Consider the following 23,685-nt stretch of genomic DNA (forward strand, 5'->3'; position numbering starts at 1 on the left):
TTATCTTCCTTATCAATTAATCGTGATTCGGCGGCCATACAGGCCGCCACCATAAGTTATAGAGTAGCTATGCTTGTGCACGCGCTTGTAAAATTGCTACCGCCGGTAGCGTCTTACCTTCAACATACTCGAGGAAGGCACCACCGCCCGTCGAGATATAAGAGATCTTATCGGCAATAGCATACTTGTCAACGGCCGCCAGGGTGTCACCACCACCGGCAATCGAGAAAGCATCGCTACTGGCGATGGCCTCAGCAATTGCCGCCGTGCCATCGGCAAACTGATCGAATTCAAACACGCCAACAGGACCGTTCCATATAATGGTCTTCGCCTTACCAATCAGCTCGGCGAGCTGTGCCGACGTCGCCGGACCAATGTCGAAGATCATATCGTCTGCGGCAACCTCGGCGGCAGGCTTCAGCGTCGCTTCAGCGCTCTCGCTGAACAATTTACCGGTGACCACATCGCTGGGCACAGGTATATCACACTGCGCCATCAGCGCCTTGGCATTGGGAATAAGGTCAGACTCACACAACGACTTACCGACAGGCTGGCCGCTCGCGGCGAGGAAGGTGTTGGCAATGCCCCCCCCGACAATGATTTGATCGGCAATATTGGCGAGACTCTCCAGCACCGTCAATTTGGTCGAGACTTTGGAGCCGCCGACGATCGCCAGCAGCGGCCGTGCCGGTGCCGCCAGGGCCTTCGCTAGATTATCGAGCTCCGCCGCCAGCAACGGCCCTGCGCAGGCCACTGGAGCAAACTTCGCAACACCGTGGGTCGACGCTTGAGCGCGGTGCGCGGTACCAAACGCATCCATGACAAAGACATCACAGAGCTTGGCATAGGCCTTGGCTAACGTCTCTTGGTCTTTTTTCTCACCGGCATTAAAACGCACGTTTTCCAGTAGCACCAACTGCCCGTCTGCGACGTCAAGTTCCCCACCGAGGTAATCGCTAATCAACGCGACCTCCTGCCCTAGTGCCTCACTGAGATAATGGGCGACGGGGGCCAGAGTATAATCTGCATTTTCTTCCGCACTACCGCCCTCGACCGGACGCCCGAGATGCGACATGACTATGACTTTAGCACCGGCCTGCAGCGCCTGACGAATCGTCGGTAACGCTGCACGCAAGCGTGCATCGCTACTCACCACTCCATCTTTAACCGGCACGTTCAGATCTTCACGAATCAGTACGCGCTTACCGCCGAGCTCTAGATCACTCATTTTAATCACGGACATAGCTATTCCTAGTTTAACGATTTCAATTGTTCACTAGCGCTCGAGCGATATCATCATCGAGCGTCTGTATATGTTCACACACGTCGAGCATACGATTGCTGTAGGCCCACTCATTATCAAACCAAACCAGCAGCTTCACTAAGTGACCATTCGCCACCCGGGTCTGGCCCGCATCGACAATACCGGAACGAGGATCACGCAAGAAGTCGCACGAGGCGAGTGGCTCTTCCGTGATGCCCAGTACCGCACCCGCTTGCACTGCCGCCTGCTCGATCAGAGCATTCACCGTCGCCGCATCGGTGTGCTGAGCGACCGTCAAGGTCAGGTTCACTGCCGAGACGTTCACTGTCGGTACCCTGATCGCCGTCGACTCGAGGCGGCCGAGCAGACAGGGGAAAAAGCGTCCAATGCCCCTAGCGAGACCGGTATCCACCGGAATAATCGATTGTATTGCACTGCGAGTCTTGCGCAGATCAGTGTGATGATAGGCATCGATCACCGGCTGGTCATTCATCGCCGAGTGGATCGTATTCAACATCCCCGCCTCAATATCGAGGTGATGACGCAACACATCCAATACCGGCACAACACAGTTAGTGGTGCAAGACCCCGTCGATAGAATGCGCTCCTCACCACTGAGCTCGCGATGATTAATGCCGTAGACTATCGTCGCATCAACATCATCCTCAGATTCCGCTGGGTGAGAAAAAATCAGTCGCTTAGCGCCTGCCTGCAGGTGCTGTTCCGCCTCACGGCGACTACTAAAGGTGCCGCTACACTCCAATACCACATCGATATCGAGTTCGCCCCACGGCAGCTTCGACACGTTAGTCTCACCACAGACACGCACCAGCTCACCGTCGATCAACAAGCCATCTTCGACCTCATCGACAGGCTTACTGAAACGACCAAAGGTAGAGTCGTAACGCGTCAGGTGTGCAATAGTCTTGAGCTCAGCCGGCTCGTTGATCGCTACCAGCTGCAACTGCCGTGGTCCGCTCTCGAAGAGTGCGCGGACCAGGCAGCGACCGATACGACCGTAACCATTAATGGCAATACGTAACGGTTTCAATGGACTACTTCAACAGGCCGTTCACCGCGTCGACGACCGCCTCTGCAGTGATACCGAAATGCTGGTAGAGATCAGCCGCAGGTGCCGACTCGCCGAAGCTATCCATACCAATAATAGCGCCATCAAAACCGACATACTTGTACCAGAAGTCTTTATGCGCTGCCTCAACGGCGACGCGACTGCGTACTGCTGCAGGCAACACCGACTCGCGATAAGCTGCATCTTGGCGATCAAATACGGTGCTAGAAGGCATAGAAACAACGCGTACTTGCTTTCCCGCCGCCGTCAGCTCAGCGTGCGCTGCAACCGCGAGGGAAACCTCAGAACCGGTGGCGATAATGATCGCCTCTGGGCTGCCCGCACAGTCGAGTAGTGTATAGGCACCGCGAGCCACGTCGGCAATCTGCTGGTCATTGCGAGCCTGATGAGGTAGCCCCTGGCGCGAGAAAATCAACGCCGTCGGGCCGTCATTGCGCTCGATAGCAAACTTCCACGCCACCGCTGTCTCGACGGTGTCACAGGGGCGCCAGGCATCGAGGTTAGGCGTGGTACGGAGACTAGTGAACTGTTCGACGGGCTGGTGAGTCGGACCGTCCTCACCCAAGCCGATCGAGTCATGGGTGTAAACGTGAATCACCCGCTGCTTCATCAGCGCCGCCATACGCAGAGCGTTGCGTGCATATTCCATGAACATCAGGAAAGTGGCGCCGTAGGTGACAAAGCCACCGTGTAGAGCGATACCGTTCATGATTGCACTCATGCCGAACTCACGCACACCGTAATAAAGGTAGTTGCCGCTGGCATCGTTTGCTTCGACACCCTTACAACCATCCCACAAGGTCAGGTTTGAGCCGGCAAGGTCGGCAGAACCGCCCAGAATCTCAGGTAGCTTGGGGCCGAGGGCGCTAAGTGAGTTCTGCGATGCCTTACGTGATGCAACGCTCTCCGCCTTGTCGTTACAGCTGGCAATGAAGGCCGCCGACTGCTCGGCGAAGTCGACCGGCAACTCACCAGCTAGGCGGCGCTGTAATTCGGCGGCAAGCTCAGGGAAGGCGCTAGTATAGGCAGCCATCTTCTCGTTCCAGGCAGATTCTGCCGCCTCACCCTTGGCCTTGGCGTCCCAACCTGCGTAGACATCGCCGGGAATCTCAAAGGCTGGCGCCGACCAGTTAAGCTGCTCGCGCACGAGGGCAATCTCAGCCTCACCCAGTGGCGCGCCGTGGCAATCTTCCTTGCCCTGCTTATTTGGGCTGCCCTTGCCGATGATCGTCTTACAACAAATCATCGTCGGCTTGCCGGTCTCGGCGCGGGCGGCAACAATAGCCGCTTTGATTGCTTCGCTATCGTGGCCATCGACCGCTGCAATGACATGCCAACCATAGGCCTCAAAGCGCTTCACGGTGTCGTCGGTAAACCAGCCCTCGACCTCGCCGTCGATGGAAATACCGTTATCGTCGTAGAAGGCGATCAGCTTGCCCAGGCCCAGTGTGCCAGCCAGAGAACAAGCTTCGTGCGAGATGCCCTCCATCATGCAGCCGTCACCGAGGAAGGTGTAAGTGTAATGATCGACGATCTCATGGCCTGCACGGTTAAACTGTGCGGCCAATATCTTCTCTGCTACTGCCATGCCCACGGCATTAGTGATGCCCTGACCGAGAGGACCGGTGGTGGTCTCCACGCCCGGTGCATAGCCATATTCAGGGTGACCCGGTGTCTTCGAGTGCAGCTGACGAAAGTTCTTCAGATCATCGATGCTGAGGTCGTAACCGCTGAGGTGCAGCAACGAATAGATCAGCATAGAGCCGTGACCGTTGGACAGAATGAAACGATCGCGATCGGCCCACTGTGGGTTGCTCGGGTTGTGCTCGAGGAAATCATTCCAGAGCACTTCTGCGATGTCGGCCATGCCCATGGGTGCGCCAGGATGGCCCGACTTGGCCTTCTGGACAGCATCCATACTCAGGACACGTATTGCGTTTGCTAACTCGGTGCGAGACGACATCAATGAAACTCCTCGGTGGGGGTGATGCAAAAGTTACAGTATGTGAAATTTTAGGAGGCACATTTTCGCCTACCTTAGGGCATTGAGCAAACTATTTGCGAGCCACAGTAGTGATAATCGCTATCGAGTGACAAAAATCATCCGATAAAAGCCGCCCCAGGTACTATCAGCGCAGCTCATTCCAGCCGATACACTGCGCCAAACTAACGCCTGTGCCGCCGAATATGTCGAGAGCGCTACCGATGGTCAGGTCGACACGACCACCCGACAACGCCTCCACAAGAGTCAAGTCATCCAGTGTGCGAGCGCCACCGGCATAGGTCACGGGAATGCGACAGTGCTGCCCCAGTAACTGCACCAACTCCTCATCAATGCCCCCCTGTAGCCCCTCGACGTCAGCGGCGTGGATCAAAAATTCGGCGCAGTGATCCGCCAACGCTTCGAGCAGCTTGGCATTCACCGCAGTCTGCGTGACCGTCTGCCAGCGATCGGTAGCAATATTCCAACCACTCTCCGTGCGACGGCAACTCAGGTCGAGCACCAGACGCTCACGCCCCGTCACCTCCTTGATTCGTTCAAGCTTTTGCCAACTAAATTCGCCGCCTTCAAATAGGTAAGAGGTGACGATGACATGGGATGCGCCAGCCGCGAGATAATCGCCCGCGTTCTGATCGTTGACGCCACCGCCAAACTGCAACCCCTGCGGCCAAGCCGCCAGCGCAGCCAGCGCCTGCTCTTTATTGCCCGGCCCCAACGCGATGACATGACCACCGTGCAGTTGATGTTGACGGTACAGCGCTGCGTAATATGCCGCATCATGGTGGCTGACAAAGTTCGTCTCTGCCCCCTGGTCATTCAGGCTGCCGCCAACAATTTGCTTTACCTGACCCTGGTGTAGGTCAATACAGGGGCGAAATACTGTCACAAAACCACCCTGGCCTGCTGGCCCTTCAGTGTTCAATTAGTCTTAGAGGTTATTTATCCCCGGCATTATAGCCCTATTATTATCAGATTTCTCCGTCGCTGCAGCACTCAACTCAAACGCTACTGCAGCGCCCCTGGCATCATCAAAGATTCCTATAACTAAGCAGAACAGGATTGACTCGCCGACTCAATCACTCCTACCACGACCGGCAATATCCCAACTTTGCACTACCTCATCACCGCGAATGCCGTACAGTGTTTGATAGCTATTTAGCGTGGTGTCGCAATGACTCGGCAACATCAGTAAGCGCTGTCCGATCGTTAGGCTGACCTCCCCCTCGGCGAGATGCAGGATGCCATGCTCGTCACCACCGCTCTGATAACGTATATCCTCCCTGCCCTCAACCAGTGGCATCCCCATATCGATAGACAGACACTTCATACCGGCATCGAGCACAGCACGCTCGGGGGTGGGGTGGCTGATGACTGTCGTCCACACTTTTAAAGCATTGCTAAACTCATCGTTTTGACGAGAATTGTCTCGACTGGCGAGCGCCCGATAGGCGGCATCCATAAAGATATACGAGCCCGCTTGAATCTCGGTAAAGCCCAAGCCGGTGTAGGCCTGATAGGTGCCCGTACCACCGCCGCTGACAACCCGTGGTGCCAACCCCTGAGGAAGCAACTGATTATCAATAAAATCGAAGATGGGCAGTACCGCCGCCCGCGCCTGTGCCTGACGCTGCGCGAAGTCCTGCACATGCTGCAGGTGGCCGCTATAAGCTTGAATACCTCGATAGCTGACGCCCTCTGTCGCCTCGATCAGTTTGATCAGGTCCACTAATGATTTGCCCAACGCGACACCGCAACGCTGCTGGCCACTCTCCACCTCGATCAACAGCTCCACGTTGACGCCGGCGGCCACGGCACACTTGCCGATACCCAGCACATGTTCAGCATGGTCCACCACTTGGCAAAATACACCCTCAGGGTGAGCCAGATAAAGAGCCACTAAGCGCTGGTATTTTATCGGGTGAGCGATCGGCGTCGTAATCAGAATATCCATTATACCGGCATCGGCCATCACCTCCGCCTCACCCAGCTTGGCGGTACAAATACCTTCGCCGCCCAAGCTCAGTTGTCGCTGTGCCAGAGCCGGAATCTTATGCGCCTTAGTATGCGGCCGCAACTTCAAGCCTCTAGCCGAAACTCGCTGCTGCATGGCCTGCAGGTTCGCTTCCATAACATCTAAATCTACCACTAGGGCAGGGGTGTCTAGCTCATCTAGAGTCATTACAGCTCCTCAATATTGAAGTCACTAAAATTGCCATTCTAGAGCAACAGAATAATTTTCAGCGCCTTCGCCATCAAAGAAATGCGTTAATAATATTGATTTCATCAACAAGCAGCTAGACATTGATCTACGACGTGCTCTACAGCTAACCCCACCGCCAGAGAGAAATCGTCGCACAAAAAAACTATATTGATTTTTTTTGATATAGCTTTCCAGTGCTGCTAGAATGCCGCCCATGAATGACCTCAGCCTAGCGCCGCTCGATCAGAGCCAACAACTCGCCCACTTCTGCAAGGCCAGCAGCGACAGCCTGCGGCTGATGATCCTGCGCGTCTTGGCTTCTGACAGTTTCGGAGTACAGGAGCTGTGCACAATCTTCTCGATTAAACAGTCGGCGATGAGCCATCATCTCAAAGTGCTGGCGCAGGCCGGCCTCGTCGAGCGCCGCCGCGAGGGCAACTCGATCTTCTATCGTCGCTCCGAACCCGCCTCCCGAGCACAGCTACAGCGCCTGCAACGTCAGCTCTTTGTCGAGGTCGATGCACTGAGTATTAATGCCGAGGTAAGCCAAGGTATCGAGCGAGTTCGCTGTGAACGCAGCCAACGATCACAGCTGTTCTTCAATCAAAATATCAATAACTTCCGCGAGCAGCAGGATCTTATCGCCGACTACCAGCAATACAGCGACAGCGTTCGGCAGATGCTCAGCAGCCTACCGCTAAGCGCCCACGGCTGCGTCGTCGAAGTCGGCCCGGGTGCCGGCGAATTCCTCTCCGAGCTATCACCACGCTTCGAGCAAGTGATCGCCCTCGACAACAGCAAGGTCATGCTCGAGCAGGCCCGTGACTTTGCTGATAGTAACAAGCTCAGCAACATCACATTCATCCACGGCGACACCAGCGACGCCCGACAACAGCAGCTACGTGCTGACTGCGTCGTGATGAACATGGTGTTGCACCATACCCCATCACCCGCCGATATCTTTCGCGATGTTGCCAGCATCATGCAACCCGGCGCCTCGCTACTGATCACCGAGCTCTGCCATCACGACCAGGAATGGGCTCGTGATGCCTGTGGTGACCTCTGGCTGGGGTTTGAGCCCAGCGACCTCGACACCTGGGCCACTGCCGTTGGTCTACACGATGGTCAAAATGTCTATCTAGCTCTGCGCAACGGCTTCCGCATTCAGGTGCGACAATTTTATAAACCCACAGATGCCACCGGCACGCGGTGCCCCCTTAATGCTAACGAATAGCTATCAATAACGAGTAATCTACTATGTCTGAATACAGTACCTTTACCTCGGAGTCCGTCTCCGAAGGTCACCCCGACAAGCTCGCGGATCAGATCTCCGACGCCATTCTCGACTCGATCATCGCACGCGACCCCTATGCTCGTGTCGCCGTAGAGACTTTGACTAAGACCGGCATGGCCGTCGTCGCCGGTGAGCTGACCACCAACTGTTACGTCGACCTCGAAGACACCGTCCGCAAGGTGATCACCGACATCGGCTACAACTCCTCTGACGTCGGCTACGACGGTGCCAGCTGCGCCGTGATCAACGCCATCGGCAAGCAATCCGTCGATATCGCTCAGGGCGTCGATCGCTCAAAGCCGGAAGACCAGGGCGCCGGTGACCAGGGCCTGATGTTCGGTTACGCCACCAACGAGACCGACACGTTGATGCCAGCTGCCGTCTACTATTCACACCGTCTCGTTGAGCGCCAAGCGAAGTTGCGCAAAGAGGGCGTCTTACCTTGGCTACGCCCCGACGCCAAGTCTCAGGTAACTCTCCGCTATGAAGATGGTAAGCCAGTCGCTATCGATGCCGTAGTATTGTCGACGCAGCACGACCCCAGCATCAGCTTGGAAAACCTGCGCACGGCCATCATGGACGACATCATCAAGCCTGTGCTGCCCGCCGAGCTGTTACACGATGAGACCCAGTACCACATCAACCCCACCGGTATTTTCGTCATCGGTGGCCCCGTCGGCGACTGTGGCCTAACCGGCCGCAAGATCATCGTCGACACTTACGGTGGTGCCGCACGACACGGCGGCGGAGCCTTCTCCGGCAAAGACCCCTCGAAAGTTGACCGTTCTGCCGCCTATGCAGGGCGCTATGTCGCCAAAAACGTCGTCGCCGCCGGCCTCGCCGAGCGCTGTGAAATTCAGGTTTCCTATGCCATCGGGGTGGCAGAGCCGACGTCTATTTCTGTCAATACCTTCGGTACCGGTGTGGTCAGTGACAGTGAGCTGATCGTCGCCATCCGCAAGGTCTTCGACCTTCGCCCCTACTCGATTACTAAGACTCTCGACCTGCTACATCCGATGTATCAGCTCACCGCCGCTTACGGCCACTTCGGCCGCGAGCCCTTCGAGCACACCTATCACTGGGAAGAACGAGAAAACGGTGAGGTGGTCCAAAAATCCGACACCTTTACCGCCTTCACCTGGGAAAAGACCGACAAAGTGAATGCCCTAAAAGCCGCACTCGGCCAGTAAACCAAATTATTATCGACTGCCGCACCTGCTCTGCAGGTGCGTTTATTTATCTTAAGGATTGACACCATGAGCACCGACTACAAAGTTGCCGACATTAGCCTCGCCGATTGGGGCCGCAAAGAGATCGATATCGCCGAGAGCGAGATGCCTGCACTGATGGCGCTGCGCAGCAAGTATGCCGCAAGCAAACCACTAGCCAACGCCAAGATCTTGGGTTGCATCCACATGACCATCCAGACCGCCGTACTGATCGAGACCTTGGTCGCACTGGGCGCCGAAGTACGCTGGTCATCGTGCAACATCTTCTCCACACAGGACCAAGCCGCCGCCGCCATCGCCGCTGCCGGCGTCGCTGTCTACGCCTGGAAAGGTCAGACCGAAGAAGAGTCTGCCTGGTGTATCGAGCAGACTATCCTCAAGGATGGCCAGCCCTGGGATGCCAACATGGTACTCGACGACGGCGGCGACCTGACCCTGATGCTACACGACAAGTACCCACAGGTACTCAACGACGTGCACGGTATTACCGAAGAGACCACTACCGGTGTACACCGCCTACTCGAGATGCTCGAAAAGGGCACGTTGAAAGTACCTGCCATCAACGTTAACGACTCCGTCACCAAGTCGAAGAACGACAACAAATACGGTTGCCGCCACTCCCTGAACGATGCCATCAAGCGCGGTACCGACCACCTCCTCGCCGGCAAGAAGGCCCTCGTTATCGGCTACGGCGATGTCGGTAAAGGCTCTGCACAGTCACTGTGTCAGGAAGGCATGATCGTCCGTGTTGCCGAGGTTGATCCGATCTGTGCCATGCAGGCCTGCATGGACGGCTTCGAAGTCGTTTCCCCGTTCATCGACGGCATCAACACCGGTACCCTCGAAGGCATCAACAAGCTACTGCTCGGCTCTACCGACCTCATCGTCACCACCACCGGTAATACCAACGTCTGTAACGCCGAGATGTTGCAGTCGCTGAAGAACGGCGCCGTCGTCTGTAATATCGGCCACTTCGACAACGAGATCGACACTGCCTACATGCGCGCCAACTGGGAGTGGGACGAGGTTAAGCCACAGGTACACCGTGTCTACCGCGACCGCGCCAACAACGACCACCTAATCTTGCTTTCCGAGGGTCGTCTAGTCAACTTAGGCAACGCCACTGGTCACCCCAGCCGTATCATGGATGGCTCCTTCGCCAACCAGGTGCTCGCGCAGATCCACCTCTGGGAGCTTAAGTTCGCCGATCAGGACGAAGCCACCAAGGCCACTCGCCTCACCGTCGAAGTACTGCCGAAGAAGCTCGACGAAGAAGTTGCCGCCGACATGGTCGCTGGTTTCGCCGGCGTATTAACCAAGCTTACGCAGACCCAGGCCGACTATATCAATGTCGATGTCGACGGTCCGTTCAAGCCCGAGAGCTACAAGTACTAGAGTTCAGGCACAGGCATGACGGAGTGTCATGCCCCCAGTTCAGCCGGTGACGCTATCACCGGCTTAACGCTGTCGACGAAACAATAATACAGTCGCAGTCGTGCCAATCGGCAAGCTAGCAACTACTGCAGAGCGCTTATCATACCGAACATCACAGCTGCCTATGACTTTAGGCCGTCTTCGCTGTGCCTGCATGACAAGGATGAGCGACGTGACCAATAACAACGGACAATGTGGAAGCCCCATCATGAGTAAACGTTTCAGCCTTGAATTCTTTCCGCCAAAGACCATCGCCGGGCGCGAAAAACTGCGCGGCACCCTCCAGCAACTCGACAAACTGAAGCCCGATTTCTACTCCGTCACATACGGTGCCGGTGGTTCGACTCGAGACAACACCATCGGCGTCATCGAGGAGATGCGCGAGGCGGGTATCGATGTCGCCCCCCACCTCTCCTTTGGTGGTGACAGTGATACAGAAATGAGCGAACTCCTCGACCAGTATCGGCGACTCGGCGTCAAGCGCCTCGTAGCACTACGCGGCGATATTCCCTCCGGCACCGGCATCAGTCGTTTAGTCTACGCCAATGAATTAGTCGAATTCATCCGTCGCCACAGCGGCAATCATTTCGAGATCGAGGTCGCCGCCTACCCGGAAATTCATCCGGAAGCCGAACACTACGACAGCGATATCGACTTCCTCAAACAGAAGTTTCGCTGCGGTGCCGACAGCGCTATCACGCAATACTTCTTCAATGCCGACGCCTATTTCTACTTCATGGAACGCTGCCAACAGGCCGGCATCGAGCAACCGATTTACCCCGGCGTCATGCCAATCACCAACTTCAGCAACCTCTGTCGTTTCTCCGCTAATTGCGGCGCAGAAATCCCCCGCTGGCTGAAACAGCGAGTCGACAGTTTCGGTGACGATCAGCAGGCGATCGAGGAATGGGGGGTCGAGTTTATCTCGCGCTTGAGCGAGCGCTTATTAGCCGGTGGCGCACCCGGTATTCACTTTTATACCATGAACCAAGTTGAACCTACACGCAGCATCTGGAACAATCTGGGGCTTAGCCGCTAACTAGCGTACACCCTCGGCCATTTTGCAGGCCCCGCGAGACCCTCAACTATGCGCATTCCCCGTATCTATAGCGCCGTTGAGCTCAACGACCACCAAATCGTCGAGCTCGACAGCAGCGCCAGTCACCACTTGATCAAGGTGTTACGTTTCAAGCTGGGCTATCAGTTGATTCTCTTCAACGGCTGCGGCCAACAGGTCAACGCAACCGTCTGCGAGCTCAACAAGAAGTCAGTCAAAGTTCAAACCGAACAAGTTGACGACTGCAATAAAGAGAGCCCTTTGCGCACGGTACTCGGCATCGCACTATCCAAGGGCGACCGTTTTGACTGGGTGGTGCAGAAGGCGACCGAAATGGGCGTGAGTGAAATTCAGCCTCTGTTTAGCGAACGCAGCGAGGTAAAGCTCAGCCCCGAGCGACTGGAGAAGAAGCACGCCAGCTGGCAACAGATTATTATTGGCGCCTGCGAGCAGTGTCAGCGCAACACGCTGCCACAGCTGCTTCCCACGTGCACGCTCGATGATTGGCTAGCCAAAACGGACTGCACAGAAAAGCTGGTACTCCACCACCGCAGCGAGCAGGGCCTAGGACAGACAAGGCCAGAGTCGGTAGCGCTGTTGATCGGGCCCGAAGGCGGGTTAAGTGAACAGGAGATTAACCGGGCACTCAGCGCCGGCTTCAAGGCACTGACGCTCGGGCCGCGAGTGCTACGCACAGAAACAGCGCCAATCACGGCGCTCAGCATCCTACAGTATCGTTGGGGTGACTTAGCGTAACGACTTAGCTAAGGGTCAACTCACTGAGCAAGGTAACCAGCTTATCCTCGACAAAGTTTAGGTCGGGAATAATTGCCGTGGTCTCGCTGACAACAACTCTTTGCAGCTCTGCTGGACCACCTATTGCTTCATCACTGGCATGAATTTGCTCAGCCGAAAGGCGCACCAGCTTGGGTGTTCCCTCAGTTAGAACCCCCCAGAAGGGGATCTCAGCATCACTACCATTGATGATAGCAATATGCTGCTGATGGTCATCGGCGATGAATGGTTCATCGTTGATCGCCTCAAAAGACACGATTGGCACCTGCGTATTACGCCAGAGAATATGACCCACAAACCAGTTCGGCACATCGTCAGTGACCTCGGTAGCCTTGCGACTGATGATCTCCGCAACGGTCACATTCGGCAAGATCAAACTCTTATCTTGCACGGGTATTAATAGTGTCGCCAACTCTGCTGGCGCGGCGACTGCTTCTATTTGTTTTGCCATTGCCTTCACCTAACTCCGTAGCCCATATCTAGGCATTATCTACTTGTTTATATTCATCCACCAACGCCGCAGCAAGCTCGGCTGGCGTAGCAATTCGCTCGTAATTACCAACGGCCGCTGTTGCCTCCGGCATGGCGCTATTAGCACAACTGTCGAAACTCTGCAGCCACACCCTGCCGCCTGCAAGCGTCATCTGTTTACTACCCTCCGCACCATCATCGCCCATGCCGCTGAAGATAATACCGCCGCTGTAACGGCCATAGTGGTGAGCAACATCGCTCATCAGGCAGTCTATAGAGGGCGAAAATGGCCCCGGCCATGGCTCATCGACAATCATCACCTGACCTAAAGGTAACAGCTTTAAGCGCTGGCGGACAGGCATCAAACCGAGCTCCCCGTGACGCAGGCGATCCCCCGAACGCAACACCTTAGCAGGCATCGATGACTGCTTCGAGACTGCCAGTAACAGCGTCTCATTAAATTGCTCATCGATGTGCTGCGCATAGACAAAGGCCACGGGAAGATCGGCTGGCACCATCGAAAGGAACTCACAGACTGCCTCAGGCCCACCGAGAGATACACCCAACACCCACACATTGCAGGCAACCTGGGTCTCTTCACTGACCTCCTGTGCGCGACTTAATATCGGGTTTTCCACGTGAGCATCGCTCTCCGACAGCACCGGCAAGGCTTTATTCAACTGCTTAATTAACCGTCGATGACGTGGGCTGGGCCCTTCCTCATCAGCCCACTGCTCGGAACCGTCCTCGATCAATACCGGCACCTCAGCATCGCTGAGCAGAGACTCCAAGACCTCTTCATGACGCGACACGTCCGCTAAACAGAGCAGCCAAAGATGTACTGCAGCGTCGACGATATGCTGTGGTGTTAGTTGTTCAGGGCTAATGAGTAAGCCCAGCTGATAACCATGCTCCTGCAGTAGCACCTTGAGTTGATGCTGCTGCAGAGGGTCATCGACCACGAGGCCGACTCTAGGATTCACCACGGCCACCGTTACTCGGGCAATACCACCAGCTCAGCCAAGGTCTCCAATAGCTGCGCCTCCTGATAGGGCTTGCCTAGATAACGATCAACACCGAGAGAAAAAGCTCGCTCACGGTGTTTGTCACCTGTCCGCGAGGTAATCATGATGATCGGGATATCACGTAGGCGATCACTGTGCTTGACTCGGCTCGCCACCTCAAAGCCGTCCATTCTCGGCATCTCTATATCGAGTAACATGACATCGGGCTTATGGTCGATAAGTAGCTGCATCGCATCGGCGCCATCTTTAGCCAGCAACACATTCATGCCGTTACGCTCGAGGAATCGCGAGGTAACCTTACGTACGGTTACCGAGTCATCGACCACCATCACGGTCAGGGTGTCCTGCTTTTCTACCTGGCCATCGCCCTGCTCAAGCTGACTATACCCCTGTGAGATATCGGCTCGAATCATTGCCATAAGATCGAGAATAACTACGACAGAGCCATCACCCAGTACGGTCGCACCGGTCAGTCCCTGCACCCGCGAAAATTGAGGCCCCAAGTTTTTCACCACAATCTCGCGTGAGCCAAGCAACGCATCAACCTGTACCGCAACCGCATGATCTGCACCACGCACCAAGACCACCGGCAGCGGTGCACTCTGATTCGAAAGCTTAGGCTTGGCCTGGCTCTGCAGTAACGAACCCATATAACGCAGGTTATAAGGCTGTCCCGCATACTCGAAAAGTGGTGCCTCCGGCTGGTAATAAGCCTCCAACTCAAACGGGCTGACACGCACCACACCCTCGATGGTATTAAGTGGGATGGCATAGATATCACCGGCCACTTTTACCATCAGCGCACGGTTAACGGAAACCGTAAACGGCAGACGAACAGTGAAGCGTGTGCCCAATCCGTGATTGGAGCTGATATCGACCATACCACCGAGCAGCTTGATCTCGGAATGCACCACATCCAAACCAACACCGCGGCCAGATATCTGCGTTACCTCCTGCGCCGTCGAGAAACCGGCATGTAAAACAAACTGCATGACTTCATGATCGGTGAGCTCTGCGTCCGATGTCATCAAGCCATTATCGACGGCTTTCTGACGCACTGCCTGCAGATCAATACCGGCACCGTCATCTTCTAGATTGATGACCACCTCACCGCCCTCACGGGCCATGCTGATAACGATATTACCTTGCTCCGGCTTGCCCGCTTGCAATCGCTGTTGCACAGGTTCGATGCCGTGGTCGATCGCGTTACGCAACATGTGCTCGAGTGGCGCTACCATTCTCTCAAGGACAATGCGGTCCATCTCACCCTCAGTATTATCGAGGACAAAGTTAACCTTCTTATCGAGTTCACTACCCACCTGTCGAACGATACGACGCAATCTCGGCACCATACGAGAGAAAGGTACCATGCGTGAACGCATCAAACCTTCCTGTAAGTCGGTGTTCACCCGCGACTGCTGTAGCAGTAACGTTTCAATGTCACGGGCCTTATCGGAGATAGTCCCCTTAATATCGGCAATATCAGAGGCAGACTCAATTAACGAGCGTGATAGTTGCTGCAACGCGGTGTATCTGTCCATCTCCAGCGGATCAAACTCTTCAACACCAGAGCTTTCCATCTGCTCCTGACGGAACAAGATCTGCGCCTCTGTCTCAGTATCTAGGCGGCGCAGCTGATCCTGTAACCGATCTATCGTCGACTCCATATCCTCAATCGCATAGGAGATATCGCTGACCTGCTCCTCGACACGCCCTCGGGCAATAGTCGTCTCACCCGCAAGGTTTACCAACTCTTCTAGCAGCTGGGCAGAAACCTTAATCACCTCCTGCGGTGTCTTGGCCTGATTTAATGCATCCGCCTGAGAGAGCTGGTTAAGCCCATCGGTAGCGGCCAGCTCGTTGCTACGCTTGGGTATTGCCACCATCTTCACCGACGGCGCTTTAAACATCGACGCTTCTGCCTTTACAGGCTCTGTGCGATCGTGATCAGCGTTTAACTCAAGCAGATCCTCCCTAGTAGCTACTACTTGCTGCTCCGATAACCCGGTAGTCAGATCTGCCTCAACAGTGCTTTCGACTGTCAGTTGCTCAGGCGCCGCTATCACCAGCTCATCAGTGCGCTCGACAACTTCATCAATGCTATCCGTGCCCGAGAAGCTTTCGATTAGCACACCATTGTCAGTAACGCTCTCCTCCAATACCGCTGCTGGAGCTGCAGCTTCTGACACTGCTGCCTCCACAACATCGGCGCCGCTACGACGCGAGGTAAGGAAGCGATCCATGCTGTGGTGCAAACGATCTTGGAATTGCTGGAATTCTGCCAGCGCTGCCTGATCGAGCTTGTTCGAGGCATCAACGCCAATAACGTAGGTCTCAAAATCGTGACTAAGGTCACCCAAGGCATCCGCCGCCGCCAGACGCGCACCGCCTTTGAAGGTGTGCAGTAAACGCAGCAGCTCAGGCATCGCTGCGCTGTCGTCGATATCCTGCGCCCAGCTTTGCAGGGTTTCGTCGATACCCTCGAGTAAGTCAGCCGCCTCCTCGATGAAAATTTCGATGATCTCATCATCTAACTCGTCGTCATCATCTGCGAACAGGCTATGTGTGTCAGCAACCTGCTCTGCTGGCTCTGTCAGCATCATCGTTTCTGCAGCCGACTGCAGAGGCTCTTGGCTAACGGGCTCGACCAATAACCCTTCATCTTGTGGCGCAATTACTGGCTCGATCTCAGGTGTTTCAGTGCTCACCTCATCGTCAACACCTTCAGCCAGCAGCTGCTCTTCAAAGAAAGCATCTTCTAACGGTGTTTGCTCTGCCGCTAGGCTAGTTAACTCCAGCTCTGGCTCAACAGTTTGCTCGATCACAACCTCAGCGAACGACAACTCTTCCGCCTCTGTCGGCTCCGACAAAGAGCCCTCAATGGCTGACTGCTGCTGTATCTCTTCAAGCGGACTCTCTTCCTCCAGCAGCCCCTCGACCGCCAGTGGCTCGAGTTCAGCCGCTGAGCTAGCAGACAGCTCATCGTCAGCCGTCATTAGCGGCTGCTCGAAATTGAGTTCACCCGGTACTTCTAAGACAATTTCCGGTACAGCAGAGGCTTCCATAGCTGACAGCACCAGCTCATCTTCAACTGTTTGCTCATCGCACCAACGACCAATCTCAGCGACCAGTTCATCCGCCGGCGCGATGTCCATACTCGCGGCAATACAGTCCATCATGCCAATAACTGTATCGACAGCCTGACTCGCACACGGTGTAAAACAAGTGACATTATCCTCTCGTACCGCAGCACAAGCCTGGATCACCGCTGTAACAAGTTCATGCATCGGCTGAATAGGAATGCTATCAACGATCAGGTTAAACTCAGTCAATAGTGTCGATATCGTAGTAACACCACTCACTGAGACCGTTTCAGCATCGAGAATATCCTCAACCGCCGAGAGCTTATCCATGCCTTCGGTTAATAGCTGGCTGAGCAGCTCGGGGTCAATGGCATCGTCGTTAACACCGCTCAAGTGTGGATCTGTGAGTATATGGTCTGTCAGCTCTTCAATATCAAAGAGTAATTCTGCACTGCCCTCAAGCTCAACATGCGCATGCTCAGGTAATAACTGTAAGCCCTGCTCGACTAAGTTTGTCGTTGTCTGCAACACACTTAGCACTGAGCCAGGAGCACGCACCCTTGAAGCCTGCATACCTTTAACTAACTTCTCGGCTGGGCCGACAATTCTAGCAATTGAGGTGACATCGGCCATATGCGCACTGCCCTTAAGCGTGTGCAATGCCCGCTGCAAACTATCGGTTATGTAGCGGGGGTCGACACTCTCCAGCGCCTCAGTAATATAGTTATAGATAGTTTCTAAATGTGTGCGCGCTTCTTGCTCGAAGACTTCGAGCAACATCGCCGCTTCTTCGTCGATCTGTAGCGTCTCACTCGGCGAGTTTATGCCCGCCTCATCATCAACAATAAGCTCTGATACTGCCTCTTCTTCCACCACGACATCAGTGTCAGCAATCACCCGGTGACTATCATAGGCTGTGACATCGACCTCACCGTCTGCCTTTGCAAGACAATCTGACACTGCGGTTAGCTCACTAACATAAGACTCGTTGACCGTTTTTCCAGCCTCGAAGGCCTCAACCATCGCAGGGAAACACTGGGTAACGAGAGCAATCCAGGCAACACGGGTGCTATCAAGCTCAAGACTCTTATCCATCACCCGGTTGAGCATATTTTCGATCGACCAAGCTAACTCACCGATCGTCGTCGCGCCGACCATACGTCCGCTACCCTTCAGGGTGTGAAAAGCTCGCCTCACCTCGCTGAGCCCTTCCGCTTTGCCATCACCTTCTAGCCAAGCAGGTAGCCACTGATTAATACTCGCGAGTACCTCTTCTGCTTCCTCGACAAAAATCTCTAAGATTTCAGGGTCGATAGCGTCTTCGTCATCCTCTGCAACCGTTTCGTTTTCTGGTATCTCTACCGATACTGCGGCCTCCGGCGCCAGTTTAACGGCCTCGGGTTTCACAGCCTCAAAGGTTGCCTGCTCGTCGACACGTTTATCCCTAGGCTCAGCGCTGCTCTCAAGCACCGCTTCAGGTACGACAATGCATTCGCCATCAAACTCATAACCCAAGCTAACGAGGCTTTCCTCGGCACGAACGATGATAGCGCTATTATCTACGCCATCAAAATCTTCCAATAACCGCTCAAGGTAGTAATCAATGCTACTGATCGCATCAGCCAAGGTATCTAACGGCTGCTTATCCAGCTGTTGCCATTGCGCCTGTGACTTGTTCATCAGGCATGCAGAAGTATAGTGTTCACAAGCCTTGACCGCAGCGGCAATTCGCTCAAGGGAGCTAAGCATTAAGGCGCCACTTGCTGCTGACAGCATTGCCGGCACCGGCTGTAGATGCTCTGGGTTAAGTTGGTCGGCTACAAACTCAACAATCGATTCCTTAACCTGCTCGAGTAGACTACAGACCTCACGAACAACCACCTCGGTTGCGCTGTCGAAGTGCAGCTGCGCCTCAGTCTTATGGACAGAGTCACCATTCGTCGAGAGATATTGCGTTAGCGAGTGCTCTACAGAGATCACATACGACGCCATCTCTTGTAGCGCCTGTAGATCACCACCTTCACCGGCGATGTAGTCGGTCAAAATACTCAGCTGGTCACGTATCGTCTGTAACGGCTCATTAAAGCCGAGCAATGACATCGTATCGGCAACACGCTTAAGCATTGGCTGTGCTGGTCGCAACACATCTAACTGTTGATTGTCATTGCGTACATAGAGGTCTAAAAAGTCCTTCACCGCCGCCAACTCTTCGAGTAGCGCATCAATCACTGCCGCCACCGCCTCGTAATCTGGCGGGGCAACGAACTCTTCATAGCTCTTCGGCAGCGCGGCCTCTAACTGATAAGCCTGCCTTAAATCCGCCATCAAGGGCGAATCATTTTTCGACTTGGCGATATGATAGAGAAACTGGCGCATCAACTCATTGTTGATCTCGCCGTCCATATAACTAGGTCCCCGCTCGACCAGTCCCTTGAGCTCAGTATCAATCTGCTTTAAAAGCGACTTAACGCCAGAGGTTGGCGGGATCGAACGGTTGGCAATGCCCTCAATTAAGGCAAGTGCCACACTCCACATGGCCTCGTGCTGTTTACCTAGTGACATCAGCCTTAGGCGCTGACAGACCTTTGCCAAATATTGTAGGTTCTTGCCTAGCTTCTTATCACGGACAATACCGACAAAGGCGATTTGAAACATCTGCCTCAGCTTTTCAACTAGGCCAACAAACTCTGCTTTGCTCAACTGCACGGGCGCATCTGAGGAGAGCTTTAAACGAGACAGGTCAGGTGTAAAGAAAGCAAACTCTTCAAGTGCTGAAGCAGCCCGCGCCGCCCTCATATCATTGATCGTTGGCAACAGGGCACTAGGAGCATCTCGGTGTGATACTTTCAAGCGCTGCAGGTAGGGCGGCAACTGCAATAGCCCTCCCATCAAGGCAATCAAACCCTCTCGCTCGTTAGGTAGCGAGCCATCGACTAACGCTTGCGCTAAGGCCTCGAGTTCTTCGGCAAATAACGTCGCGCCATTAAACTCAACCATTTTTAACGTACCGTATACCTGGTGTATATAGGTCAAACAGAAACGCAGTTGGGAGGAATCTTGTGGGTTTTGCACATAGGCTTCTAACGCTTGCTTTGCCTGCTTAAGCGTTTCAGCAATTTCACCAGAAACCCACTCTAATGCTACATAATCCTGACTTTTAGCCATCACCGCAAAGCCCTTCTAATCTTGTGTATCACTGTTTTATATAGCCTTCTATACGACTATTGCTAATACGCCTAACGCCTGGATGGTGCCAGCCCTGACTCTCGCCAGGGCCTGTAATTAAAAGGCCCCCGGGTTTTAGGCGCTTATACAGCGCATTTAATACGGAAATCCGACCTTCACGCTTAAAATATATCAACATGTTCTGGCAATAAATCACGTCCATCAACATGTTAGGCAGGGTGTTTATCATCGCGATATTGGAGCGACTAAAACACACTCTTGACCTCAGCGCCGGTACAACTTGATAGCTACCAGCCGAGATATTCCTAAAGTATCGATAGCGCAGCGCAGCCTCTATTATTAATAATTGCTGCTGACGGTATTCACCTGCTTCAGCACGTGCCACCGCGCTACTACTGATATCAGTACCAGTGACACCGAAAAAGCGCTCACCTGCCGCCGTTCTCACCGCCTCTGCAGCAGTAATCGCTAAGCTATAAGCCTCCTCACCGGTGGAGCAACCAACGCTCCAAAGCTCTAAAGGTTCTCCATCATTAACCTGTAGTCGTACTTGCAGGTAATCACCTAGGTAGGCGAAAGCAGATGGGTCGCGATAGAAGCGCGTTTCCTGAACAGTAAGGCTATTGAGTAACTCCCCCCATTCAACAGCTGCATCACCGCCACCGGCGCTCACCTGATGGTAATACTCTCCATAATTTTCATATCCAAGCTGACGCATGCGCTTTAATAAGCCAACTTGCAGAATCGATTTATGGCCCCCCAGGTCAATACCTGTCCGCGCCTCTAAAAGCTCTTGCCACAGACGAAACTGCTTATCTGACAATTCCGGCTGAGGCCGCAGCGCCCAACTCAAAGTCTGTTCATCTCAACGAGCCCAGACTAAAGCTGAGCTTGGCTAAAGATGAGCCGCTATCAATGCTCTTGCAGCTCATCATCAAAGTCCAACTCTTCTTCAGGTAGTTTGAAGCCGGCTACGGACTCACGTAGATCTGTCGCCATGACGGCGAGATTACCGATCGACTTCGCCGTCGTGGTAGTACCAGACGAGGTCTGAGAAGTGATCTCTTGAATAACGTTCATGGTATTCGAGATATGACCTGCGGAAGCCGCCTGCTGGCGCGCCGCGTTAGAGATGTTCTGAATCAGCTCGGCGAGACTGCTCGATACATTCTCGATTTCTTCCAGTGCCACACCCGCATCCTGAGCCAAACGCGCTCCGCGGACAACTTCCGAGGTGGTCTGCTCCATAGAGATAACCGCTTCATTGGTATCCGACTGAATCGTCTTAACCAGCGCCTCGATCTGCTTTGTTGCATTAGAGGAGCGCTCCGCAAGTCGCTGAACCTCATCCGCAACAACCGCGAAGCCTCGACCGGCATCACCGGCCATAGATGCCTGGATCGCCGCGTTAAGTGCCAATATGTTGGTCTGATCCGCGATGTCGTTGATCAAAGATACGATATCACCGATTTCCTGTGACGACTCACCGAGGCGCTTAATACGCTTCGCTGTATCCTGAATCTGCTCTCGAATCGTGTCCATACCGTGAATAGTATTCTGTACAACCTCGGCACCGGACCCGGCTATTTTAACCGATCGATCGGCAACCTGTGCAGACTCAGAGGCGTTAGCCGAAACCTGGTCGATGGTAACCGCCATCTCGTTGATCGCCGCCGACGCTCCGGCAATCTCTTGTGCCTGATGCTCAGAAGCTTCTGCAAGGTGTAACGCCGTACCCTGTGTTTCTTCGGCAGCCGAGGAGACCCTTACCGCCGTATCGTTGATCTGAGAAACCAGGATCCGTAGTTGGTCAATAGTGAAGTTAATCGAATCGGCGATCGCACCGGTAAAGTCTTCCGATACAGTCGCCGTAGCAGTCAAGTCACCGTCGGCTAAGTCGGCCAGCTCATCCAGCAGACGTAAGATCGCCGCCTGGTTAGTCTCGTTAGTCTCGTTCTCTGTCTTCAGCTGACGTGCGGTTCCACGAGCATTCGATAGACCAATCAGCGCCAACAACACGAGAATCGCTACAGCCAAACCGGCCAACATAGTGGTGTTAATAGCACGCTTACCATCAAGATTACCGATGGCGGTAACCAGCGCCGCAATCGCATCCTGCATCATCGGCTCCGCTTCGATCACCTTCTTCGCAGCATCACGCGCCTTAGTTAAGTCTGGGGATGCCTGAACGATTTCATCAACAGAGCCAGCAACGAAGCCGTACAACTCTGTAATTTCCTTGAGGCTAGCCAATGCTTCAGGGTCATTCACCTTAGTAATACGCAGTGATTTATTACCTTCAAGCATACCGTTGAGCACGGCACGGAACAGCACCGCCTGCTGGCTAAACTGATCAGCAGCTGAGACGGCATCAACGCGTCCCTCGAGCATCTTGTCAACGTTACGAGCGATACGCTCCATCAACAAGCTCTGCCCCTGCGCCTGAACAGTAGACTCGGTATCAGCGCCTATATCCAGCATGATCTCAACAACGTTCTCATACTCGGCCTGTACTGCCGGTACCGACTCGTTTAGCGTGTTGGCAACTTCATGCAATAACAAAATTCGATCACGGTTCTCAACGATCGTATGCGAGGACTGATCCAGCATCGTCCAAGTCTTTGCCAATCGATCAAGCTCCGGTGCCAACAGCTCTTGGTCGTTACTCTCGTCGATCAGCTTATTAACTGTCGCCTTAAACTTGGCGTTAGCCTCTTTCAAGTCAGTAAACGCAGCCGCATTACCCTCTGTTGCCTGACGAGATGACGTTGTCAGCTCCTGCAGCAAAACGCGCAAGTCACTCGTTGACTTCAGGTACCCAGAGTCATGCCCTACCTGTTGAAACAGCTTGAAACCAATATAGGCAAAACCAACAATCACCAACACCAGCAAGATGATCAGTAATGATGTGCCACCATTATTCGACGATTTCGTCGTATTTTTAGTTGTACTCATGCCCCGGATCCCCGACCCAACTCATTATATGTAGTTATGTTAGTCACAACATAGATTAACTTGCTGCAGCATTTACAAAACGCGTATCCGCTGCCAATAAAAATGGGCTGAAAACAGCCCATGGTTCACCATCCACCAGATAAGATCCGACCAAATACTCACCATACGCGGCGGCATCCTCAGCAATCTCATCGGTAAAAGTTTCTGCAGGAAAATGTTGCATACCGAAGACTCGGTCGACGACTAGGCCAGTATAAAGCTCTCCCCTCTCAACAACCAACACCCTTCTGTCTCGAGACTGAGGCAGTGGTTTATGGTTGAAGAAGTGATAGAGATCTACCAAGGGCAACAAGCGTCCTCGGACATTAGCAACACCTTTTACCCACGGTTGCACGCCAGGCATCTTTGTCGCACCCAGCTCAACCAACATTTCCGCGACCTCAGCCATCGGCGCCACCATCTTTACGCCGCCCAAGGTAAAGCCCACACCACTCCAAGTGACTTTCACCTCTTGCTGAGCGGGTAATCCCCTCGCCGCCGCCAGACTACGCTGGGCGATTTCGGTTAAGGTTGCAAATGGCTCCACGAGCTTATTCATCG

General features: G+C 54.1%; 17 protein-coding genes. 5 read left to right on the top strand and 12 right to left on the bottom strand.

All coding sequences use genetic code 11. The annotated features are described in order from the left end of the window. Positions 1-67: 67 nt before the first annotated feature. The 6 genes from EDC56_RS15460 to EDC56_RS19475 all read right to left on the bottom strand — a co-directional run bounded on the left by EDC56_RS15460 (position 68) and on the right by EDC56_RS19475 (position 6,772). Positions 68-1,243, bottom strand: coding sequence for a phosphoglycerate kinase (locus EDC56_RS15460; protein WP_123713476.1), 1,176 nt, complete (start codon positions 1,241-1,243; stop codon positions 68-70). A gap of 22 nt (positions 1,244-1,265) precedes the next feature. Further along, positions 1,266-2,315 (bottom strand): type I glyceraldehyde-3-phosphate dehydrogenase, encoded by a 1,050-nt coding sequence (locus tag EDC56_RS15465; protein ID WP_123713477.1) that lies wholly within the window; start codon positions 2,313-2,315, stop codon positions 1,266-1,268. A 4-nt stretch (positions 2,316-2,319) separates the two neighbouring features. Next, entirely contained in the window at positions 2,320-4,317 is a 1,998-nt protein-coding gene (gene tkt, locus EDC56_RS15470) for a transketolase (protein ID WP_123713478.1), read from the bottom strand. Positions 4,318-4,483: 166 nt separating this feature from the next. Beyond that, positions 4,484-5,242: a phosphoribosylformimino-5-aminoimidazole carboxamide ribotide isomerase gene (gene hisA, locus EDC56_RS15475; RefSeq protein ID WP_123713678.1), complete on the bottom strand. Its 759-nt coding sequence runs from the start codon at positions 5,240-5,242 to the stop codon at positions 4,484-4,486. Positions 5,243-5,428: 186 nt separating this feature from the next. Next, positions 5,429-6,535: a DSD1 family PLP-dependent enzyme gene (locus EDC56_RS15480; protein ID WP_123713479.1), complete on the bottom strand. Its 1,107-nt coding sequence runs from the start codon at positions 6,533-6,535 to the stop codon at positions 5,429-5,431. Between the two features lie 24 nt (positions 6,536-6,559). Then, positions 6,560-6,772, bottom strand: coding sequence for a hypothetical protein (locus EDC56_RS19475; RefSeq protein ID WP_148059433.1), 213 nt, complete (start codon positions 6,770-6,772; stop codon positions 6,560-6,562). On the opposite strand from EDC56_RS19475, the gene EDC56_RS15485 reads away from it, so the two are divergent. The 5 genes from EDC56_RS15485 (at position 6,771) to EDC56_RS15505 (ending at position 12,326) form a co-directional block, all read left to right on the top strand. After that, positions 6,771-7,790 (top strand): ArsR/SmtB family transcription factor, encoded by a 1,020-nt coding sequence (locus EDC56_RS15485; protein ID WP_123713480.1) that lies wholly within the window; start codon positions 6,771-6,773, stop codon positions 7,788-7,790. The genes EDC56_RS19475 and EDC56_RS15485 overlap by 2 nt on opposite strands. 23 nt (positions 7,791-7,813) lie before the next feature. Continuing rightward, a complete protein-coding gene (metK, locus tag EDC56_RS15490; protein ID WP_123713481.1) occupies positions 7,814-9,040 on the top strand; it encodes a methionine adenosyltransferase in 1,227 nt (408 codons plus the stop codon). Between the two features lie 66 nt (positions 9,041-9,106). After that, positions 9,107-10,474 (top strand): adenosylhomocysteinase, encoded by a 1,368-nt coding sequence (ahcY, locus tag EDC56_RS15495; protein ID WP_123713482.1) that lies wholly within the window; start codon positions 9,107-9,109, stop codon positions 10,472-10,474. 247 nt (positions 10,475-10,721) lie between these two features. Continuing rightward, positions 10,722-11,552 (top strand): methylenetetrahydrofolate reductase [NAD(P)H], encoded by an 831-nt coding sequence (gene metF / locus EDC56_RS15500; RefSeq protein WP_123713483.1) that lies wholly within the window; start codon positions 10,722-10,724, stop codon positions 11,550-11,552. Between the two features lie 48 nt (positions 11,553-11,600). After that, entirely contained in the window at positions 11,601-12,326 is a 726-nt protein-coding gene (locus tag EDC56_RS15505; RefSeq protein WP_123713484.1) for a 16S rRNA (uracil(1498)-N(3))-methyltransferase, read from the top strand. Between the two features lie 4 nt (positions 12,327-12,330). Here EDC56_RS15505 and EDC56_RS15510 read toward each other — a convergent pair whose 3' ends face one another. Genes EDC56_RS15510 through EDC56_RS15535 form a run of 6 tightly spaced genes read right to left on the bottom strand, consistent with a single transcriptional unit; the run spans position 12,331 to position 23,683 of the window. Continuing rightward, complete coding sequence (locus EDC56_RS15510; protein ID WP_123713485.1) at positions 12,331-12,816, bottom strand: chemotaxis protein CheW; 486 nt, start codon at positions 12,814-12,816, stop codon at positions 12,331-12,333. 28 nt (positions 12,817-12,844) lie between these two features. Beyond that, positions 12,845-13,819 (bottom strand): chemotaxis protein CheB, encoded by a 975-nt coding sequence (locus EDC56_RS15515; protein ID WP_162844212.1) that lies wholly within the window; start codon positions 13,817-13,819, stop codon positions 12,845-12,847. A gap of 11 nt (positions 13,820-13,830) precedes the next feature. Next, the gene (locus EDC56_RS15520) at positions 13,831-20,109 is read right to left on the bottom strand and encodes a hybrid sensor histidine kinase/response regulator (protein ID WP_123713487.1); all 6,279 of its coding nucleotides are present in this window, start codon (positions 20,107-20,109) and stop codon (positions 13,831-13,833) included. 28 nt (positions 20,110-20,137) lie between these two features. Then, positions 20,138-20,983 carry a CheR family methyltransferase gene (locus EDC56_RS15525; protein ID WP_123713488.1) on the bottom strand — a complete coding sequence of 282 codons (846 nt, stop codon included), beginning with the start codon at positions 20,981-20,983 and terminating at the stop codon, positions 20,138-20,140. Positions 20,984-21,042: 59 nt separating this feature from the next. After that, positions 21,043-23,085, bottom strand: a complete 2,043-nt coding sequence (locus EDC56_RS15530) for a methyl-accepting chemotaxis protein (RefSeq protein ID WP_123713489.1) — start codon at positions 23,083-23,085, stop codon at positions 21,043-21,045. A gap of 55 nt (positions 23,086-23,140) precedes the next feature. Further along, positions 23,141-23,683: a chemotaxis protein CheW gene (locus tag EDC56_RS15535; protein WP_123713490.1), complete on the bottom strand. Its 543-nt coding sequence runs from the start codon at positions 23,681-23,683 to the stop codon at positions 23,141-23,143. Positions 23,684-23,685 lie beyond the last annotated feature (2 nt).

It is taken from the genome of Sinobacterium caligoides (assembly GCF_003752585.1).
Classification (GTDB): Bacteria; Pseudomonadota; Gammaproteobacteria; order Pseudomonadales; family Sinobacteriaceae; genus Sinobacterium; species Sinobacterium caligoides.

Bases quoted from the DNA above. Each gene is read 5' to 3' on its own strand.
- EDC56_RS15530 (WP_123713489.1), bottom strand. From the start codon at position 23,085: ATGAGTACAACTAAAAATACGACGAAATCGTCGAATAATGGTGGCACA.
- EDC56_RS15460 (WP_123713476.1), bottom strand. From the start codon at position 1,243: ATGTCCGTGATTAAAATGAGTGATCTAGAGCTCGGCGGTAAGCGCGTA.
- ahcY (WP_123713482.1), top strand. From the start codon at position 9,107: ATGAGCACCGACTACAAAGTTGCCGACATTAGCCTCGCCGATTGGGGC.
- EDC56_RS19475 (WP_148059433.1), bottom strand. From the start codon at position 6,772: ATGGGCGGCATTCTAGCAGCACTGGAAAGCTATATCAAAAAAAATCAA.
- metF (WP_123713483.1), top strand. From the start codon at position 10,722: ATGAGTAAACGTTTCAGCCTTGAATTCTTTCCGCCAAAGACCATCGCC.
- EDC56_RS15520 (WP_123713487.1), bottom strand. From the start codon at position 20,109: ATGGCTAAAAGTCAGGATTATGTAGCATTAGAGTGGGTTTCTGGTGAA.
- EDC56_RS15485 (WP_123713480.1), top strand. From the start codon at position 6,771: ATGAATGACCTCAGCCTAGCGCCGCTCGATCAGAGCCAACAACTCGCC.
- EDC56_RS15510 (WP_123713485.1), bottom strand. From the start codon at position 12,816: ATGGCAAAACAAATAGAAGCAGTCGCCGCGCCAGCAGAGTTGGCGACA.
- tkt (WP_123713478.1), bottom strand. From the start codon at position 4,317: ATGTCGTCTCGCACCGAGTTAGCAAACGCAATACGTGTCCTGAGTATG.
- EDC56_RS15480 (WP_123713479.1), bottom strand. From the start codon at position 6,535: ATGACTCTAGATGAGCTAGACACCCCTGCCCTAGTGGTAGATTTAGAT.
- metK (WP_123713481.1), top strand. From the start codon at position 7,814: ATGTCTGAATACAGTACCTTTACCTCGGAGTCCGTCTCCGAAGGTCAC.
- EDC56_RS15505 (WP_123713484.1), top strand. From the start codon at position 11,601: ATGCGCATTCCCCGTATCTATAGCGCCGTTGAGCTCAACGACCACCAA.
- EDC56_RS15535 (WP_123713490.1), bottom strand. From the start codon at position 23,683: ATGAATAAGCTCGTGGAGCCATTTGCAACCTTAACCGAAATCGCCCAG.